General features: G+C 38.1%; 18 protein-coding genes, 1 tRNA gene and 1 pseudogene. 9 read left to right on the top strand and 11 right to left on the bottom strand.

The features are described 5' to 3' along the window. The first annotated feature begins 195 nt into the window (after positions 1-195). From AC0L6R_RS15625 to AC0L6R_RS15640, 4 genes are all read left to right on the top strand, one after another. Positions 196-1,662 (top strand): SLC13 family permease, encoded by a 1,467-nt coding sequence (locus tag AC0L6R_RS15625; RefSeq protein WP_473272039.1) that lies wholly within the window; start codon positions 196-198, stop codon positions 1,660-1,662. Between the two features lie 410 nt (positions 1,663-2,072). Next, a complete protein-coding gene (locus tag AC0L6R_RS15630; protein ID WP_473272040.1) occupies positions 2,073-2,609 on the top strand; it encodes a hypothetical protein in 537 nt (178 codons plus the stop codon). A gap of 77 nt (positions 2,610-2,686) precedes the next feature. Continuing rightward, positions 2,687-3,475 (top strand): sensor histidine kinase, encoded by a 789-nt coding sequence (locus tag AC0L6R_RS15635; RefSeq protein ID WP_473272041.1) that lies wholly within the window; start codon positions 2,687-2,689, stop codon positions 3,473-3,475. 1 nt (position 3,476) lies between these two features. Further along, complete coding sequence (locus AC0L6R_RS15640; RefSeq protein ID WP_473272042.1) at positions 3,477-4,157, top strand: LytR/AlgR family response regulator transcription factor; 681 nt, start codon at positions 3,477-3,479, stop codon at positions 4,155-4,157. Positions 4,158-4,205: 48 nt separating this feature from the next. Here AC0L6R_RS15640 and AC0L6R_RS15645 read toward each other — a convergent pair whose 3' ends face one another. Together AC0L6R_RS15645 and AC0L6R_RS15650 are read right to left on the bottom strand one after the other, a co-directional pair. Beyond that, on the bottom strand, positions 4,206-5,078 hold the full coding sequence (locus AC0L6R_RS15645) for an AraC family transcriptional regulator (RefSeq protein WP_283413396.1): 873 nt from the start codon (positions 5,076-5,078) through the stop codon (positions 4,206-4,208). A 347-nt stretch (positions 5,079-5,425) separates the two neighbouring features. Beyond that, complete coding sequence (locus tag AC0L6R_RS15650) at positions 5,426-5,812, bottom strand: hypothetical protein (protein WP_473272043.1); 387 nt, start codon at positions 5,810-5,812, stop codon at positions 5,426-5,428. A 326-nt stretch (positions 5,813-6,138) separates the two neighbouring features. On the opposite strand from AC0L6R_RS15650, the gene AC0L6R_RS15655 reads away from it, so the two are divergent. The 4 genes from AC0L6R_RS15655 to AC0L6R_RS15670 all read left to right on the top strand — a co-directional run bounded on the left by AC0L6R_RS15655 (position 6,139) and on the right by AC0L6R_RS15670 (position 8,402). Beyond that, positions 6,139-6,816 carry a fibrobacter succinogenes major paralogous domain-containing protein gene (locus tag AC0L6R_RS15655; RefSeq protein ID WP_473272044.1) on the top strand — a complete coding sequence of 226 codons (678 nt, stop codon included), beginning with the start codon at positions 6,139-6,141 and terminating at the stop codon, positions 6,814-6,816. 241 nt (positions 6,817-7,057) lie between these two features. Beyond that, positions 7,058-7,432, top strand: coding sequence for an ISAon1 family transposase N-terminal region protein (locus tag AC0L6R_RS15660; protein ID WP_348339436.1), 375 nt, complete (start codon positions 7,058-7,060; stop codon positions 7,430-7,432). 81 nt (positions 7,433-7,513) lie between these two features. Continuing rightward, positions 7,514-8,062 (top strand): ISAon1 family transposase, encoded by a 549-nt coding sequence (locus AC0L6R_RS15665; RefSeq protein WP_473272083.1) that lies wholly within the window; start codon positions 7,514-7,516, stop codon positions 8,060-8,062. Positions 8,063-8,069: 7 nt separating this feature from the next. After that, positions 8,070-8,402 carry an ISL3 family transposase gene (locus tag AC0L6R_RS15670; protein ID WP_473272085.1) on the top strand — a complete coding sequence of 111 codons (333 nt, stop codon included), beginning with the start codon at positions 8,070-8,072 and terminating at the stop codon, positions 8,400-8,402. 128 nt (positions 8,403-8,530) lie between these two features. On the opposite strand, the gene AC0L6R_RS15675 is transcribed toward AC0L6R_RS15670, so the two are convergent. The 3 genes from AC0L6R_RS15675 to AC0L6R_RS15685 all read right to left on the bottom strand — a co-directional run bounded on the left by AC0L6R_RS15675 (position 8,531) and on the right by AC0L6R_RS15685 (position 11,411). Then, positions 8,531-8,603: transfer RNA gene (locus AC0L6R_RS15675), tRNA-Thr, on the bottom strand. Positions 8,604-8,702: 99 nt separating this feature from the next. Continuing rightward, entirely contained in the window at positions 8,703-10,793 is a 2,091-nt protein-coding gene (locus tag AC0L6R_RS15680; RefSeq protein WP_473272046.1) for a DUF349 domain-containing protein, read from the bottom strand. A gap of 48 nt (positions 10,794-10,841) precedes the next feature. Continuing rightward, positions 10,842-11,411, bottom strand: coding sequence for a YqgE/AlgH family protein (locus AC0L6R_RS15685; RefSeq protein ID WP_283413400.1), 570 nt, complete (start codon positions 11,409-11,411; stop codon positions 10,842-10,844). Between the two features lie 103 nt (positions 11,412-11,514). Here AC0L6R_RS15685 and pdxH point away from each other — a divergent pair, with 103 nt between their 5' ends. Continuing rightward, the gene (gene pdxH / locus AC0L6R_RS15690) at positions 11,515-12,147 is read left to right on the top strand and encodes a pyridoxamine 5'-phosphate oxidase (protein ID WP_473272048.1); all 633 of its coding nucleotides are present in this window, start codon (positions 11,515-11,517) and stop codon (positions 12,145-12,147) included. On the opposite strand, the gene bshB1 is transcribed toward pdxH, so the two are convergent. The 6 genes and pseudogenes from bshB1 to rpsO form a co-directional block, all read right to left on the bottom strand. Continuing rightward, on the bottom strand, positions 12,148-12,867 hold the full coding sequence (gene bshB1, locus AC0L6R_RS15695) for a bacillithiol biosynthesis deacetylase BshB1 (protein WP_283413402.1): 720 nt from the start codon (positions 12,865-12,867) through the stop codon (positions 12,148-12,150). A gap of 12 nt (positions 12,868-12,879) precedes the next feature. Next, positions 12,880-13,923 carry a peptidoglycan DD-metalloendopeptidase family protein gene (locus AC0L6R_RS15700; RefSeq protein ID WP_473272049.1) on the bottom strand — a complete coding sequence of 348 codons (1,044 nt, stop codon included), beginning with the start codon at positions 13,921-13,923 and terminating at the stop codon, positions 12,880-12,882. 9 nt (positions 13,924-13,932) lie between these two features. After that, a complete protein-coding gene (gene trxB / locus AC0L6R_RS15705) occupies positions 13,933-14,877 on the bottom strand; it encodes a thioredoxin-disulfide reductase (RefSeq protein ID WP_283413404.1) in 945 nt (314 codons plus the stop codon). 179 nt (positions 14,878-15,056) lie between these two features. Next, positions 15,057-15,920 (bottom strand): sigma-70 family RNA polymerase sigma factor, encoded by an 864-nt coding sequence (locus AC0L6R_RS15710; protein ID WP_057936313.1) that lies wholly within the window; start codon positions 15,918-15,920, stop codon positions 15,057-15,059. Positions 15,921-15,987: 67 nt separating this feature from the next. Continuing rightward, a pseudogene (gene pnp / locus AC0L6R_RS15715) lies at positions 15,988-18,128 on the bottom strand (polyribonucleotide nucleotidyltransferase). A gap of 98 nt (positions 18,129-18,226) precedes the next feature. Further along, entirely contained in the window at positions 18,227-18,502 is a 276-nt protein-coding gene (gene rpsO / locus AC0L6R_RS15720; RefSeq protein WP_057936311.1) for a 30S ribosomal protein S15, read from the bottom strand. Positions 18,503-18,531: the final 29 nt, after the last annotated feature.

Consider the following 18,531-nt stretch of genomic DNA (forward strand, 5'->3'; position numbering starts at 1 on the left):
CAATGTATTCTCGATAAGATAGTTCTATCAAAATTTTTTTGAGCAATATTCAATCAGTAAACGATCAGTTGGTATTGAAGTAGAATTTAAAAAAGCGAATGGGAAATTCATAAGGCCAGAAATTTCAGCCTTTGAGCTTTGATTTTTATTTTTCGGCAAAATATATGTCTCGAAAAGTTTTAGCTTTAAGACTTTATGAAGATCAATCTTAAATCACTAGGGCTTTACTTTGGGCCATTAGCATTTATAGGAATCAATTTTTTTGTTGAGTTCAATGGATTAAACCAATCTGCTCAATCCATGCTCGCTTTAGCTGCTTGGATGGCGATCTGGTGGATTTCTGAAGCCTTACCCATTGCAGCGACCGCATTCCTCCCTTTGATTTTGATGCCTCTTTTAGGTATTCTCCCTATCGCTGATGTATCTGAAAACTACATGCACCCCACAGTTCTGCTGTATATGGGTGGTTTTCTATTAGCAACAGGGATTGAAAAATGGAGCTTACACCGCAGGATTGCTTTAAATATTATAAATCTAATAGGAACAGACCTTCGCAAGATCGTGCTGGGTTTTATTTTGGCCACTGGAATCCTTTCGATGTGGATCTCCAATTCAGCAACTTCTCTTATGATGTTGCCTATTGGCTTGGCTGTGGTAAATCAGTTTAAAGATCAACTTGGCTCATCCAAACTAGCCATTTCTGAAAATCTCGGTAAAGCTATAATGCTTGGAATTGCCTATAGTGCATCCATCGGAGGAGTCGCTACATTGATTGGAACGCCAACTAATATCATTTTAGCGAGTGTAGTTTCTGATCTATATGGATATGAGATTGGTTTTAATGAATGGATGTTGTTCGGCTTGCCTTTGTCTGCAGTAATGCTTTTTATATGCTGGTACTATCTGGTAAATTTTTCCAACCCTCTACCCTCCCGTTTTAGTTTGAGTGATGGAAAAAGCATTATAAAAACACAGCTAACTGCCTTAGGTAAAATCACCTATGAAGAAAAAATTGTAATGAGTATTTTCGGTTTGGTTTGTTTTGCTTGGATTAGTAGATCTTTCTTATTGCAGCAATTTTTGCCTGGCTTGGACGATACGATTATTGTGTTGATTGGTGTAATAGCGTTATTTATTATTCCTTCCTCAAAAGATGGTGAACGCATACTAGACTGGAAAACTGCAGAGCGCATTCCTTGGGGGGTATTGATCCTTTTCGGTGGTGGGCTAGCTTTGGCAGCTGGATTCAAAGAAACTGGATTGGCAGAATGGATAGGAACTCGATTTACGTTAATAGAAGGTATTTCCTTTTTACTTTTGCTACTGATTATCGTAGCTTCTGTCAACTTCCTTACTGAAGTGACATCAAACGTGGCCACCGCATCCATGTTGCTTCCAATACTTGCATCAGTAGCAGTGAAGCTTGATTTACATCCTTTTGGATTGATGGTTGGAGCAACGCTAGCTGCAAGCTGTGCATTTATGCTACCTGTGGCAACCCCTCCAAATGCAGTTGTTTTTGGATCTGGCTATCTGCAAATGAAGGATATGGTTAAAGCTGGTTTTTGGCTGAATGTGATCTCAATCATTCTGGTAACCTTGATGGTGTATTTTGTCCTTCCAAGTATATGGGACATTAATTTGCTCCAAAACCCATTCTAGCACACACTAATTCTATATTCAGTAGTCCTTATGCTCTCTTTTTGAGGATCAAAGCTCAATAGTGAATGCTGATAATCGTAGAATTATATAACAATAGCTACCCATCAACGAACGCTAAAATCGTATTTACATAATCCAAAATTCTTATTCATCCCACAAACTCCCCATTTCGTCACATACTTTTGTAAAGACTTTTTTGTACCACTACTCTTGTCTTATCAATTAGGAAGAGAATTAATGAACACCAAGAAAGTCTTTTATTTGCTGATCCTTTTAGCGCTTATTTACAATATCATGCTGATGTTTTCAGACGGCAGACCTGTGAAGGAGGATTCGGAAAAGGTTACTTTGAACATTAAGACAAATCCAATTGAATCAAGGTAATCTAACATGTTTATAATTAGTGATATATGAAATCAAAAAGATTAGTATTTAGAGATGTAGAATGGTGGATATCCACCTTCGTTTTTTTGATAATAGTGTTGACGAATATCGTTTTTGCGATGTCAACCCATAGAGAGCCTATAGCACAATTCTTTGGGATAGTTGTACTACCAATAGTTCTATATGCTGGCTTTTATGTGATGCATCTAATTATAATTCCTAAGTACCTAAAAGATAAAAATGTTTTACATCTGATTCTTTTCTCCCTGCTTACCATGCTTATTACCGGTGCGTTAACTGGCACATGTGCAGCGATAAATAATTTGGGTGCCGAACGTTTTTTTCGTTTCTATCTAAGTGTGATTCTGCTGTACTCAGTTTATTTGGTGATTGCTAATCTGTTACGGAAAATGTTTTTACCTCCAATGTTTAAGGATTTTCAGCTATATAATGGAATCCGTTTATTTATGATTTTTATATTTCTTGGAGTATTCCTATTTGTCTCCCAAATTTTCGTTAATGAGGCAATTTTGTTTATTCTACTTTTGATAATTCAGGGATAGCCTTCTTTGTACTTTATAATTACTACCTGCTTTACAGAAATAAATTAAAAGGTAATTTCAAAGCTTATCGTTGGTTCTTGTGGGGTCTGTTGATCCTGATTTTCCTGATATTTGTAATTATAGCTGCGGAGAACAATGTCCCAGAAATTATCCTTCTTGGGGTTGGAATGATCGCTGCATTGATTTTAATTGTATTTCCACTTTCCAATATAGTATTCAGTAAGTATGATGATTATAGAGGAAAAATTGACACACTTTCCGTACAAGTCAATCAAAGCACTGCCAACCTCAGCTTCCTAAGATCTCAGATCAATCCACATTTTCTTTTCAACGCCTTAAATACACTTTACGGAGCTGCATTGATGGAAAATGCGGAGAAAACGTCTGACGGTATACAGAAACTGGGTGATATGATGCGCTTTATGCTTCATGAAAATCAGATGGATAAAATTCCTCTGACAAGGGAAATAGATTACTTGAGAAATTACCTTGATCTACAGATGTTACGTTTCAAAAACGAATCTAATTTGGATGTGGAGATTAAATTGTCAGACGATATCTGTGAAGGCAGCATTGCTCCCATGCTTTTGATTCCTTATGTGGAGAATGCGTTCAAACATGGAATTAGCACGAAAAGCAAATCTTGGATCAAGATCAATCTAAGATGTCTGCAGGGCTCTGTGCATCTTGATGTGGTCAATAGTATTCATCCCAAAAAACTAACTGAAGATCCACGGGACGAATCAGGGATAGGGTTAGAAAATGTCAAAAGCAGGCTGGCCCATTTTTACCCACAAAAGCATAACTTAACCATCGTAGCAAACGATACAGAGCACTTTGTACACTTTTCTGTACAACTAAGTTGATATGATTAGAGCAATAGCAATTGACGACGAATCCATGGCATTGGAAGTAATAAAATCTCATGCTTCCAAAGTTCCATTTTTGGAACTTAGTATCACTTTTACCGATGCTGTAGAAGGTTTAGAATATATAAAAGCCAATTCTGTAGACTTGATTTTCTTAGACATCAATATGCCTGATATTTCAGGAGTGGAATTAGCGGCACTTTTACCGAAGGAAACACAGGTGATCTTCACTACAGCCTATTCAGACTATGCCGTGCAAGGCTTTGAGTTAGATGCAATCGACTATTTATTGAAACCATTTAGCTTAGTTAGATTTCTTAAAGCCTGCCAAAAGGCTCAGGAATGGCAACAATTACAACCCAGAAATAGGCAGCAGTTTATCTATATTAAAACCTCAGAAGGTCAAATCAAAGTAAAGTTCAAAGACCTGTTCTGCTGCGAAGCTACTGGTAATTATGTGACCTTTCACCTGAGAACTGAAAAGCTGATCAGCAGGATCACATTAGCTGAAATAGAGAAGGAACTCCCCTCTTTTTTTATCCGTACACATCGCTCTTACATCGTCAACTCTGAATTGGTAGATAAAGCTGAACGACATCAGTTGATCCTAGAAGGTCAATCTTTCCCAATTAGTCTGTCCTTTATAGATGAGGTAATGGGGCATTTTGATCGAGTTTAGAGGGGATAATTTGTATTTAATCAAATGCACTAAGCAAACCTAGTTCTTTTACATAGGCTCAATAAAGTCCTTTTTATAAGCCATAGGAGTTTTGCCAATTCTATCTTTAAACTGCTTATTGAAATTGGATAAGGTTGGGAAACCACTTTCATAGCAAACCTGACTAATGTTCAAGTCTTCATCCTGAAGCAACTTGCGCGCATTGCTGATACGCACATCTCCTACAAAATCGGAGAAAGATTTATTAACCCGTGTTTTAAAATATCGGCTAAAAGCACTTTCAGACATATTAGCTATGGATGCAACATCACTCAGTGTAATTTTCTCCTTGAAGTTTTTAAGGACATATTCCAGTATCTCGGAGATCTTATCCTTTTCATGTGCTCTGTAATTGCTCTTATAATCTGTATTGGTGATTGGATGCAATTCGGAGCTGTGGGCTAAAACATCCAGAATCTCTAAAAGTCCAATAATACTGGCGCCGCCCTTGAGATGAACCAACTCTTTCATCATTTTCATCACCTTTTTATTGGTTTGCCCGGTAACTTCTAGACCTCTATCCGCCCTGGCAAGTAGTTTAGCTATTTCTTCAAACTCTTCTTTTTGCAAAGCATCTTTACCTAAGAAACTTTCAGGGAAATAAATCACAATATCATGGGTATCCAACCCATTTGCCGGGTCAAAATATGCGTTATCACTTCTCCATACATGTGGGAGATTTGGACCAGTAAGAACTAAGTCACCTTCTTTGAAAGGCTTCATGTGATCTCCAATGTAGCGAGTACCTCTACCCTTCAAAATTACATTTAATTGATATTCTTCATGAGAGTGCCAATATTTATCCAAATAAGACTCTCGCAATTCCCTTATAACAAAAACTTTGTTACTGGGAATTTTTGATTTCTGCAATGGTTTTTTCATAGGTTCTATCTGACTTACTCTATTTTTTAATAGATATTACGCCATAAGTAATCATAATTCAGTCATAATTCAAGTTTATCATATTTTAATTGATGACTAAATTCAAATTTTCTTCTACCCTCAGAAATTAAATATTCCTGGACATTTAGTGGTGGATCCCTCGAATATGCAATAATTCATTCTCTAGAAAAATTAAGGATGATTTTGGGCTTTCTAGAAAATTTAACTGCCTTAGTAGTACTAAAAAAATTATTGAATGCAATTGCTTACAAGCAAAAAGGTGACAGATTAATCTATCACCTTTTTCATACCCACTTGATAAAGTGTTTTTAGCTTAATTCTACACTTTACCTACTTTCTTCTTTCACTCTTGTTCCTTCAGCATCAAACATCCCCAAAAGATCTCCTTTAGCATAGTCAGCGTCTACTTTTTTCAAAAATAAAGTAACATCATAGCCGCTAATAGTAAAGGCAGTATTAATAACATCTCCATTAATTGAAGCGGAGGTCATTTTTTTCTCTTCAGTGGCTCCTTCTTCAAAGAAATAACCAGTGGTTTTCCCATCAATTGTCTCAAATCGAATAGGGATTACAGCATCTCCTTCAGGAGTTCCTTTTATTAATACATTCCATTTGCCTTCAAAAAATTCAGGAGAAGAAATGGAAGCTGCAATTACAAAGCTTAGCGATAGCATAAACATTATGCTTACCAATACGAGTTTAGTTGATTTCATGCGCAATTGTGTGGTTTTAGGTTTTAATCATTCAATATACTGAAAACATTACCTGTGAATTTGAATTTATACCTCGATTTCTTCTAATATTATAAGAGTAAGTCAAATAACACATTAGCAATTAAGGTATTACAAGAATATTCGGTATCTTATCTATACTTAAAGTTTGCCCTTCCCTTTATAGCAAAAATCTACTAGGCAAAAAATCTAACTACAAGAAACAGAATTGAATCCAGAGATTCTTGCTGAGTATTGTTTAGAAAAAAGGAAAATGAATCAATTCAAAATCGTTTAAATAAGAACGTTTGACTCCCTAATCTTTGCTGATGTCCAAATTACTTTCATTGACTTTAATTTTTCTACTACTATTTTCTTGTCAAGAGCCGGAAGATCCAAATCTTTCAGGAATACCAGAAAATGGTATAGAAATAGGTAATCAGATTTGGATGAAAAAAAATCTGGAGGTAAAGAAATTCAAAAATGGAGATGATCTCTTCCAGGCCACTAACCAAGTGGATTGGGAAGATGCTTATTTAAACCAAATTCCGGCTTGGTCTTATTATGAAGATTTAGATCAAAATGGAGAGATTTATGGACTTATCTATAATTACTTCGCCATAGTTGACCCAAGAGGATTAGCTCCAAAAGACTGGAAAATCCCTAGTATATCTGATTGGAATGACTTGTTTATTTTCAATGGAGGCACATTTGAAGCAGGTAAAAAACTTAAAAGCACGGAGTACTGGCTTAATAAATCTGGAACCAATTCAAGTGGCTTTAATGCACTTCCTGAAGGTGAAAGATACATTGCTGGATATTTTGGATCAAAAGGGCTAATCGCTTCTTTCTGGACATCTACCACAGAACGGTCCGGAGATATAATAACTGTGGGTATTTCAGATCTTTCAGAGGACTCTAAAATTTTCGTTTCAACTTCTAATGCTGCCTATTTTTCTCCTTCTCAAGAATTGCCAGGCTATTATTTGAGATGTATAAAAGAATAATAATCGATGAATTATAATTGCCAATATAGGTAACCACCTAGAATGCTAAATTAAGCTTTAAAAGAGCTTCATTCGCTAAATCAGAACATCCAATCATTTATGAATTAAGTTGAAGACGAATGAAATGTATCTGTATCTGATCTTCGACTCTTTTGTCTAGATCTTCAGTCTGAGCAATATGAAATTGATCGAATTTCGGATCAGTCCTAAAAGTTGGGGGAATTGACACAATCCATTTTCTTTGCTAAAAAAAGAATTGGAAGAAAAGGACTACCTCAGCTTGCTTTTGCCTCAGGGCCTGCTTGAATTTTTCAAGGTTACTTCAGCGGGACTCAAAGACAATGCTTACCACATTTATTTGGAAGAGCTCAATATTCATCCCGAGCATCTTCAGGGGTCAAAACTCACCTCAAAGGGTTTTTATGATGAGGTAAGTATTCAGGATTTCCCGTTGCGCGGTAAAGCCTGTTTTCTGAATATTAAGAGGAGGAAGTGGCTCAATGAAGAGACAGGAAAGAATGTGAGTAGAGATTGGAGCTTGGTGGCAAATGGTACGCGGATGACAGAGGAATTCGCGCTTTTTTTAAAAAGGAACGACTGGATTCATCGCCGGTAAGTTGCAAAAGCCTAGCGGATAACTTCCAGGTGAAACGGAAAAACCCTTGAGCATCAATACGTTTTCCATCTGAGCAACTTCCTGGATTCTTGGCAACAACGCCCACATGCTAAAGACTGGATTCTTTTTCCTGAAAATCTGGGAACACATCTCAGCATTGATGAAACAGCCCTCTCTCAAGGAGAACTGTATACTGTCCTGACCAATAAAGCAGCAAAAGGTAAGAAGGGAGCTCTGGTTGCCATGATAAAAGGGACTGAAAGTGAAACAGTGAATGTTGTTCTCAGGCAACTACCCGAGAATAAACGGAAAAAGGTAGAGGAAGTAACACTGGATATGGCCGCCAGTATGGAAAAGATCGTACGCCGTAGTTTTCCCAAAGCCCAATTGGTCACTGACCGGTTTCATGTCCAGAAACTGGTCTATGACGCAGTTCAGGAAATGAGAATCGCCCACAGATGGGAAGCTATTGAACAGGAGAACAAGGAAATGGAGCTCAGTAGAGAGTGTAAAAAAACATTTATTCCACACAAGCTCGAAAATGGTGATACCGAAAAACAACTGTTAGCCAGAAGCAGATACCTGCTTTTCAAAGGAGAAGATAAATTGGACAATATCGCAGGCACATAGGGCCGAGATTCTCTTCCGGCGCTACCCTGATCTGGAAAAAGCCTACAAACTATCGAGATCTCTGGCAAGGATCTATCAAACAAGCAAGCTAAAAGGTGTCGCCTTCACCAAGCTGGCTCATTGGTACAATGAAGTGGAAGAAGCGGGCTTCAAATCATTCAATACCGTGTCCAAAACCATACAGAATCACTACACTTCCATTCTGAATTTCTTTGAAAACAGGAGTACAAATGCATCAGCAGAATCATTCAATGCAAAAATAAAAGCATTCAGGGCTCAGTTCAGAGGTGTCACTAACATTGAATTCTTCCTGTTCAGACTATCTAATATCTATGCGTGAATAAATCTGCTCCCCAGATATTCCGACTGATCCAATTTCTTAGTGTAAAGTACGTATTCAAAAATCATATCAGTGGAGCTTTGTCCTCCTAAAATACAAAAAGGGAAACATTTCTGTTTCCCTTTTTGAGCCTCCTATCGGGATCGAACCAATGACCTACTGATTACAAGTCAGTTGCTCTACCAGCTGAGCTAAGGAGGCTTATTCCGTTATTGTGATGCAAATATAGGCGTTCACTTTATTCGCTCCAAACCCTCAGAAAAGAAAAATCCTATCTTCCTTATTCTGAGTGAGAAAAATTTAAAACTCCCTTAAAATTGACAGCTTACTCTTCAACTTTTCGATCTCTTCTTCTGCTTTCTGAATCTTAAGATCAAACTGATCTTTCAATTTATCTGCAGTCTTTGAGGCAGCAAAGAATTCTAAATTGTTTTTCCACAATGTAATGTTATTCTCCAATTCAGAAATTTGCTTACGTATACCGTGTTCCTTTTTATTAAGCGTCTTCACAGCGTTAGGATCCGATTGAAGTCTGTTCAGATTTAACCTAAACAAGAATTCTTCTCTTCCAGCACCCTCAGGACTTAGTTTTTCTAAGTAAAGGTCTACAGCTGTTTTGAATTGAGCCTGTATCTCCTTCATTGATTTTCTTGGCACAAATCCAAGATCATTGAACTCCCCTACTAATTTGGTCAATTCTTCCTCAGACACTTCTCCCTTTTCAGCCGCCTCAGTGATTTGCTTGCACAGAGCCTGCTTGCTTGCAAGATTCTCCTCAAACTCGGCATTGGACTGCTTATTTGATTCTCTTCTGTTGTCAAAGAAAGTATCACAAGCAAGTTTAAAGCGCTTATATAGACTATCTCTACTCTTTTCAGGGGTTGGACCTAGCTTTTTCCAATCTTGCTGAAGTCTCACTAAGGCATTGGCTGTATTCTGCCAATCTGTAGTGTCTTTTAGTTCTTCTGCTTTTGTAATTAACTCCTCTGCTTTAGCTTGGTTTGTTGCTCTAATTTCATCAAGTTCTTTAAAGAACAAATTCTTGTTGTGAAAGAATTGTTTGAAAGAAGCCCAAAAGGATTTGTTGATATCTCTTCCGGCCTCTCTAGGAACTGGACCTATTTTTTCCCAATTTTTCTGAATTTCCAAGATCTCCTTAGTCTTGGTATTCCAATCACGAATTCTATCAGCTTTAAACTCAGCAAATGGTTTTAATGACTCAATTAGAGCTTCTTTTTGATCTTGATTGGCTTTAAAAACTTCTTTTTGACCTTCATAGAAATCCTTTCTACGATCATAAACTGCATCAGAAGCAGCTTTAAATTTCTGCCATAATGCCTCCTGCTCCTCCCTAGGAACTGGACCAATATGTTTAAACTCCTCGTGCAGCTCATTCAATGCCTTGATTGCATCTTTAAGATCTTTTACATCTTTCAATGCAATAGCTTTATCTACAAGCTCCAATTTACTTTCAAGATTTTTCTTGCGATCAAGTTCCTTTAATTCAAAATAGATACTTCTATTGTCATAAAAGCGATCCATTAAAGCATTGTAACTAGCCCAGAGACTTCGATTTTGCGAAGCTGGAACTTGACCGATGCTTTTCCACTCTTCTTGTAAGGCTTTTATAGTAGCCATACTTAAAGTAGTTTCCTCTCCATCTACAAGATCTCTGAGTTTATTTAGCAATTCAGTCTTTGCCGCCAAGTTGGATTCTTTTTTCTTCTCAGCTTCTTTGCGAAGCGCTCCTATTTGATGGCGATATTCGTAATAATAGGTATTGAATTCCTTTTCTTCGTCGCTTGGACCGAAGTCAAAATCGTCTTCCGAGCCACCTTCAGCTTTAAATTTCTCTAGCGCTTCATCCTTCTCCTTATGTGTATATTCATCAAAAGCTGCCTTGATTTCATGGACAAGCTTATCAATTCTATAAATATTCTCCTGTTTCACTTTGCTTTTTAGCAAAGCCACAAGTTCTATTTTGGACAGTGTAGATACCTCGATCTCCTCTTCATGATGATCGTCATCTTCATCCTCAGAATCACTCTCTTCGGATTCTGAATCCGTCTGTTCCGTTACATCATCTACTTGTCCTTCATCAGTAGGTTCAGTTGAGGGCGTCGGCTCCGCTGATACAGGGTCGTTGACAGCAGTTATAGGAGCTTCCGTAGTCTCTTCTTCCACAGCCTCTAAAGATTCCGTGGTCAATTCAGCTTCCGAGTCGTTCTCTGGTTTTGAATCTACCTTTGAAGTAGGTTCAGGTATCCTATCATCCGGAGATTCTTCCTTAGTTTCAGATTTAATTTCCTTTTCGATACCCTTCACCTCTTCAGAATTGGAGGCTTGAGTCACCTTGTCCTTGTCGGACAAATCATTACTTTTATCAGTCATAAAAACAGTACTATTAAGCGGCAATATGGGCAAAAGTAGGGATTTTGCCTAATTTAATCTTGGATCAAGAGGATAATTTGCTATTACCTTAAACTCCCCTCCCATATTTTTAAGCAGGTTTTTCCAGAGTTCTTCCGGGGTAAAGTTGAAGGTTTGTTCATCAAGATTTTCCCTACAGATAATCCAGGTCTCATCGGATAACTCTTCATCTAATTGCTCAGAACCCCATCCGCTATACCCTAAATAGAACCTGACTGAATCATGGTCAATTAAACCTAACTTTAATTTTTCTACCAAGGAATCGTAATCTCCTCCCCACCATATATTTTCTCCCAATGAAATACTGCCCTCTAATGCCTTTTCTCCGACATAAATGAAATGCAGTGTATTTTGCTCTACTGGTCCTCCTACGAAGACTTCTTTATCTAAAAACTCCAATGCTTCTACAAGTTCTCCCAATTTAAGTATTGAAGGTTTGTTGATAATAAGGCCAAAACTACCTTCTTCGGAATGTTCACAAAGTAAAACCACAGAGCGAACAAAATTTTCGTCTTGCAAAAATGGCTCGGAAATTAAAAGATCACCAGCCTTAGGGTTACGTTGTTCATCTTTAATCATTCGCATCTAAATTCTAAATTCTTGAAAAATATAGATCATAATTTTTTAAATGCAATGGCTATGGTAATTTTATATCTAAGAATTAATTGATACTAAACCAGCTATGAACATCTCAGCAATACGTAAAGACTACACTATTAAATCTTTGGATATCAGTGATGTAAACATAGATCCAATCGTTCAATTCAAAGCATGGTTTGAAGAAGCTTTATATGCTCAAGTTCTAGAAGTTAATGCAATGACTGTATCAACAATTGGTTTGGATGGCGCTCCAAATGCTAGAATTTTGCTATTAAAGGGAGTAGATACTGGTTTTGTATTTTTTACCAACTATACTAGCGAGAAAGGAAAAGAACTTGAAAACAACAATGCTGCGTCTTTAACATTTTTTTGGCCTGAACTAGAGCGTCAGGTACGGGTACGAGGAAAAGTAGAAAAAGTGATTGAGGAAGAGTCAGATACTTATTTTTTCTCAAGACCTATAGGTTCACAAATCGGAGCTTGGGTGTCCCCGCAAAGTCAAAAAATTAGCTCTAGAGAAACTATCAACGAACGCCAACTAGAAATTCAAAAGCAATTTGAGGGAAAAGCCATCGTTCGTCCACCGCACTGGGGAGGCTATAGACTAATGCCAAATGCTATGGAATTCTGGCAAGGAAGGCCTAGTCGACTTCATGATAGAATTAAATACGAACTAGTGGATGGGGAATGGTCTCTAAATAGACTTGCTCCTTAATTATTTCAAATCGAAAAGATTATCGGTGCCTATCATCCGTTCCACAGTAAATCCTTCACCGTATTTCACTAGAATTTTATGACCAAATTCTCTGGCTCTTGCTTCTATGAATGGTAGAAACTCCGGATCGGAAATAAAACTTACAGGTTCTTCACTCGTTGGATCGTAAAACTGTGATTGGAAAGCAAGGATACTATCTATTTTAGTCTGCCAATATGGAGTAATATCCATTACAAAATCTGGCTCGATGTAGTTATTCTGAATATAGTGATAGACAAATTTTGGTCTCCAAGCTTCTTGAACTTCACCATCTAAATAAGTTTCAATCTTTCGTAGCCCACTCATAAAGCATGCTGTGGAGGCTAAACTAGAACCTTTTCCATGGTCCGGATGTCTGTCCATTACTGCATTAGCCAAAACAATTTCAGGTCTATATTTTCTGATCATTTCGATCAATTTCATTTGATGAAACTCATCATTTTGGAAATAAACGTCCTTAAAACCTAAATTTTCTCTTGCAGATAATTGAAGAATTTTACCGGCAGCATCAGCCTCCTGAAGCCTAAGCTGTGGAGTTCCACGTGTCCCCATTTCTCCCTGCGTAAAATCAACTATCCCTACTTTATGGCCTAGTGCCACATGGGCTGCGATAGTTCCAGAGCAGCCAAGTTCTGCATCATCAGGATGTGCTGCAAAAACTAAAATATCCAGCTTTGTCATTTTCTACTTTGGCTAGCGAACCCGGAGGTTCTGTCCTATTCTTAATATTGTGCGAGTTGAGATCCCATTTAGTCTAGTTAATGTACTGACTGAAACACCATATTTTCTGGCAATGGATCCCAGGTTTTCTCCCTTTTTAACTTTGTGATATGCGTTTGTTCTGGCTTGAACTATGTTACCAAAAAGCGCAGGAGTTATCAAATAATTTTGATCCCGGATTTTGTACTCAGGAAAATCATATACTTTTTCTGCATCGAAGGCTAAACCTCGGTAGCGAAGCTCATAATGCAAATGCGAACCGGTACTTTTACCAGTATTACCACCTTTCGCAATTAAATCACCTGCTTTTACTTCTTGGCCAACATCGACTAGTTGTTTGGATAAATGACCATAAAGAGTTTCCAAGCCATTTTTATGTCGGATAACTATATAGTATCCATACCCGTACCTATCGTAAGATTTTATCCGGACTATGCCATCAAAACCACTATAGACAGGATCCCCAGTGTTTAGATCCAAATCTGTCCCATAATGCCATCTCCTCCATCTATACCCATAGGATGAAGTGATGGGAGTAGTTTCGAGGGGCATTTTCCAATTGTATCCAAAAAACTCATCGTAAAGACGAATATTTACAGTATCCGAAAATGTCTTTGGATCAAAATTATAAATATCAATTTTATTAGAATCCCAGGAAGAGTAATACTCAAAAGCGGTAACCCAGATACTATCAATTTGGATTTGCTCAGAGACTTTTATCAACTGATTTGTGGGTGCCCAAATCATGATATCCTGGTCCTCACTAATAATAGACCTTACTCTTCCGAGATTTACGTTATTTTCAAAAATAATGGAATCAGTGACTGAAGATAATGTCCTAAGGTAAGATTCCTGATCAAACCCTCTAAGCTCTATATTCCTCCTCTCCTGGCCTGATCCAGTAGATTGCGTAATATTATTTTTCTTGATAATCTTAGGAAAAATTTGAGCATTGGCATTTAAAGCGCCAATGCTCAGATTTAAACAAAAGACTACAAATAGGATTGAGTACCTCATCTATTGGGTTTAATCATTCTCGAACTCAGCCAAATATCGCTCAGCATCCAAAGCAGCCATACAACCTGTGCCTGCCGCAGTGACTGCTTGCCTGTAGATGTTATCTTGAGCATCTCCACAAGCAAAAACGCCTTCGATGTTGGTTTTTGTACTTCCTGGGATAGTTTTGATATACCCGGCTTCATCCATATGAATATAATCTTTGAATATACCGGTGTTTGGTTGATGTCCAATAGCAACAAAGAAGCCAGAAATGGCGATTTCTGATTTTTCTCCAGTTTTATTGTTAAAGATTCTAAGGCCATTTACCTCATCCTCGCCCAGTATTTCATCTGTCTCAGTATTCCAGAGGATTTCAATCTTTGGATTGTTCATCACACGTTTTTGCATGATTTGAGATGCACGCATCTCGTCCTTACGCACAAGCATGTAAACTTTACTACAAATATTGGAAAGGTAAGAAGCTTCTTCACATGCAGTATCCCCTGCTCCAACTATTGCAACTTCCTGACCTCTGAAGAAAAACCCATCGCAAACTGCACAGGCAGAAACCCCCTTGCCATTGAGTCGAGTTTCACTTTCTATTCCTAACCATTTAGCAGAGGCCCCTGTGGATATTAAAACAGTATCCGCATGAATAGTTACCTGCTCATCTATAATGACCGTATGAGGTTTGGTAGTGAAATCCACACTTGTGGCCAAGCCATATCTCACCTGAGTACCAAATCGTTCGGCTTGTTTTCTAAAGTCTTCCATCATCTCCGGTCCAGTGATACTATTTGGATACCCGGGATAATTTTCGACATCATTAGTAATGGTCAGTTGACCACCTGGCTGTGCACCGGTATACAATACAGGAGAAAGTCCTGCTCTTGAAGCATATATCGCTGCAGTATAACCTGCCGGTCCTGATCCAATGATCAAAACTTTTACTTTTTCAATTTCTGGTTTCATTAATAGTTAATATTAAATCGGGCAAATTTTACGAATTCTCTCCTAGTAACAAAGTTGCATATTGTTAAAATTCCCTAAGGATTTGACTTAAGTCATAGAATAAATTACTACAATGAACTGGTCAAAAGAGATGGTATAAAAAAAGGGGGCTATTAACCCCCTGTGTTTTGTGTGCTATCTTATCCGAGGTAAGGTTTCAGCGTCTTACTACGGGATGTATGTCTCAGACGGCGGATTGCCTTCTCTTTGATTTGTCTTACTCGCTCTCTGGTCAGATTGAATTTCTCTCCAATTTCTTCCAAAGTCATGGCATGCTCTCCGTTGAGACCAAAGTAAAGCGTGATTACATCAGCCTCTCTTTGTGTCAACGTAGAAAGTGCTCTTTGAACCTCCTTACGAAGGGAATCATTCATCAATCCGTCATCTGGCTTTTCATCACCGTCATTTTCCAAAACGTCCAATAGGCTATTTTCTTCACCTTGCACGAATGGTGCATCCATAGATACGTGACGACCAGAAATCTTCATGGTATCAACAACCTCGTTAGCAGTCACTTCTAGAACCTCTGCCAATTCTTCTGGAGATGGTTCACGCTCAAATTTCTGCTCAAGCTCGCTGAAAGTCTTGCTGATCTTATTCAATGAACCTACTCTGTTCAATGGAAGACGAACAATTCTTGACTGCTCTGCAAGTGCCTGAAGGATAGATTGTCTAATCCACCAAACGGCATAAGAAATGAATTTAAATCCACGAGTTTCATCAAATCGCTGCGCAGCTTTGATCAAACCAAGGTTTCCCTCATTGATCAAATCTCCCAAAGAAAGTCCTTGGTTTTGGTACTGCTTGGCAACTGATACTACAAATCGAAGGTTGGCTTTGGTCAATTTTTCCAGTGCCAATTGGTCACCTTCTCTAATTCTCTTGGCCAGAACTACTTCTTCATCTGCTGTCAACAGGTCAACTTTTCCAATCTCTTGAAGATATTTATCCAGGGACTGACTTTCTCTGTTGGTAATCTGTTTGCTAATCTTTAGCTGCCTCATTCAGGAATATGATTTGTGAATTTTAATATATTATAAGAATCAAATTAATCAATTGTTTCGATTAACCTTATGAATTAGATGCTGGTTTCTCAGGTTTTGGCAATAAAGCCTTTCTTGAAAGTTTAAACTTACCAGTCTTCTTATCGACATCGATCAATTTAACCTGTATTTCTTCTTCCTGGCTCAAGCACACCGTCCATAGTTTCTACACGCTCATGCTTGATCTCCGAGATATGTAGTAAACCATCCTTACCCGGCATAAATTCCACAAAGGCGCCAAAAGGTTGAATATTTTTTACTTTTCCAGTATAAGTCTCTCCAATTTCAGGTTGCGCTACGATTGCTTTGATGCGGGAAAGAGCAGCATTAAGTTTATCTTGATTTGCAGAGAAAATATTGATTTTACCCTGATTATCAACTTCTTCAATGACAATAGTAGCTCCAGTATCCTTCTGGATTTCCTGAATCACCTTACCACCTGGTCCAATCACCGCACCAATCAATTCCTTTGGAATCATCATGATGAAAGATCTTGGCGTATGAGGCTTCAATTCTGCCTTAGGAGCTGCAAGAGTCTTGGTGATTTCATCCAAAATATGAAGTCTACCTTCTTTTGCCTGAAGCAAAGCTTCTTTCAAAACTGAGTAATCCAATCCTTCTACTTTCAAGTCCATCTGACAAGCAGTGATCCCTTTAGAAGTTCCAGTTACCTTGAAATCCATATCACCTAGATGATCTTCGTCTCCCAAAATATCTGAAAGGATAGAATATTTACCAGTTTTCGCATCAGAGATCATCCCCATAGCGATACCAGTTACAGCAGATTTGATAGGTATACCTGCATCCATCAATGCCAATGAACCCGCACAAACGGTTGCCATAGAAGATGAACCGTTAGATTCTAAAATGTCAGAAACGATACGGATGGTATATGGATTCTCCTCAACAGGAGGAAGTACTTTTTTCAAAGCTCTCATGGCAAGGTTACCATGACCCACTTCTCTTCTTCCTGGACCTCTGTTAGGTTTTACTTCACCTGTAGAGAAGCCAGGGAAATTATAGTGAAGGTAAAATTTGTTGTATCCTGAGATAGTCGCACCATCTACCATCATCTCGTCCATCTTAGTACCCAATGTACAAGTAGTCAATGATTGTGTTTCACCTCTGGTAAACACTGCAGATCCGTGAGCAGAAGGTAAATAATCAACGACCGACCAAATAGGTCTTACTTCGTCCAATTTTCTACCATCCAATCTTTTCTTCTCATTCAAAGTCAAGTTTCTAGCAGCTTCCTTATGGATCTTACTGAAATATGGACCAATAAGGCTTGCTTCGTATCCGTGATCTTCACCTAAGCTAGCTACGAACTCTTCCTTAATTTCTTTAATTAAAGCAGAACGCTCAGATTTATTAGCAATAAGTTTGCCTACAGAAGCATAAAGCTTGTCGTAAACTTCTGCTCTCATTTTATCGAAAAGAGCTGGATCAGACTTCTCGTGATTGTATTCTCTTTTTACTTCTTTACCTACAAGCTTTGTCAACTCGATTTAGCCTGGCAATGTCTCTTGATTTCCTCATGAGCATATTGCATCGCTTCTAGCATTTCTTCTTCCTGAATCTCGTCAGCTTCACCTTCTACCATTAGGATAAAATCAAGTGATCCTGCAACTATAAATTCCAAAGAAGCTTTTTCCAACTCCAAAGGAGAAGGATTAATTTTCAATTTACCATCAATTTTAGCTACACGAACTTCAGAGATAGGACCATTGAAAGGTATATCAGAAACTGCTAAAGCAGCAGAAGCCGCAAGACCTGCTAGTGCATCTGGAAGCACATCCTCATCACCACTTATTAAGGTAATGGCGATCTGAGTATCTGCGTGATAATCATCTGGGAAAATTGGGCGAATAGCTCTATCTACAATACGGCTAATCAAAATCTCGTAATCGGAAAGTCTTCCTTCTCTCTTCAAAAAACCTAGTGGATCTTTCCTGAGGAAGCAAACTTCTCTTGGTAATCAACTGACATAGGTAAAAAGTCCACCCCTTCTCCAGCTTCCTTCTTGGATACTACTGTAGCCAAAAGCATAGCCTTACCCATCTTCACTACTACTGATCCATCAGCTTGTTTAGCCAATGCACCGGTTTCTATTATAATTTCTCTGCCATCTTCAAGCGTGATGGTCTTGGTGATTAAATTCGGTAACATAAATAATTGTTAGTTTGCGTCGTAAGTGGTAAAAGTTTCGGTATAACCTTAAAAATAAAAAAGTAAGGTTCTCACTCAAGAGAACCTTACTAGATTGGTTATTTTCTGATTCCTAGCTCGGCGATGATTGATCTGTATCGCTCGATTTCTTTCTTGTGAAGATAATCCAATAGGCTTCTTCTCTTACCTACTAGCTTCAATAAACCAAGTCTTGAGGAGTGATCCTTCTTATTTGACTTCAAATGCTCAGTCAAATGCTTGATTCTGTGTGTAAAGAGGGCAATCTGAGACTCAGGAGATCCTGTGTCAGTAGCAGATTTTAACCGTCCATGATTCTTAAATAACTCTTCTTTAATCTCTGAGGATAAATACATGTTTAGCTAAATTTTGTAAAACAACCACA

The sequence above is a fragment of the Algoriphagus sp. 10J20-15 genome (assembly GCF_055809615.1).

Coding starts and splice junctions, on each gene's coding strand:
- AC0L6R_RS15625 (WP_473272039.1), top strand. CDS start 196: ATGAAGATCAATCTTAAATCACTAGGGCTTTACTTTGGGCCATTAGCA.
- AC0L6R_RS15630 (WP_473272040.1), top strand. CDS start 2,073: ATGAAATCAAAAAGATTAGTATTTAGAGATGTAGAATGGTGGATATCC.
- AC0L6R_RS15640 (WP_473272042.1), top strand. CDS start 3,477: ATGATTAGAGCAATAGCAATTGACGACGAATCCATGGCATTGGAAGTA.
- AC0L6R_RS15645 (WP_283413396.1), bottom strand. CDS start 5,078: ATGAAAAAACCATTGCAGAAATCAAAAATTCCCAGTAACAAAGTTTTT.
- AC0L6R_RS15650 (WP_473272043.1), bottom strand. CDS start 5,812: ATGAAATCAACTAAACTCGTATTGGTAAGCATAATGTTTATGCTATCG.
- AC0L6R_RS15655 (WP_473272044.1), top strand. CDS start 6,139: ATGTCCAAATTACTTTCATTGACTTTAATTTTTCTACTACTATTTTCT.
- AC0L6R_RS15680 (WP_473272046.1), bottom strand. CDS start 10,793: ATGACTGATAAAAGTAATGATTTGTCCGACAAGGACAAGGTGACTCAA.
- AC0L6R_RS15685 (WP_283413400.1), bottom strand. CDS start 11,411: ATGATTAAAGATGAACAACGTAACCCTAAGGCTGGTGATCTTTTAATT.
- pdxH (WP_473272048.1), top strand. CDS start 11,515: ATGAACATCTCAGCAATACGTAAAGACTACACTATTAAATCTTTGGAT.
- bshB1 (WP_283413402.1), bottom strand. CDS start 12,867: ATGACAAAGCTGGATATTTTAGTTTTTGCAGCACATCCTGATGATGCA.
- AC0L6R_RS15700 (WP_473272049.1), bottom strand. CDS start 13,923: ATGAGGTACTCAATCCTATTTGTAGTCTTTTGTTTAAATCTGAGCATT.
- trxB (WP_283413404.1), bottom strand. CDS start 14,877: ATGAAACCAGAAATTGAAAAAGTAAAAGTTTTGATCATTGGATCAGGA.
- AC0L6R_RS15710 (WP_057936313.1), bottom strand. CDS start 15,920: ATGAGGCAGCTAAAGATTAGCAAACAGATTACCAACAGAGAAAGTCAG.
- rpsO (WP_057936311.1), bottom strand. CDS start 18,502: ATGTATTTATCCTCAGAGATTAAAGAAGAGTTATTTAAGAATCATGGA.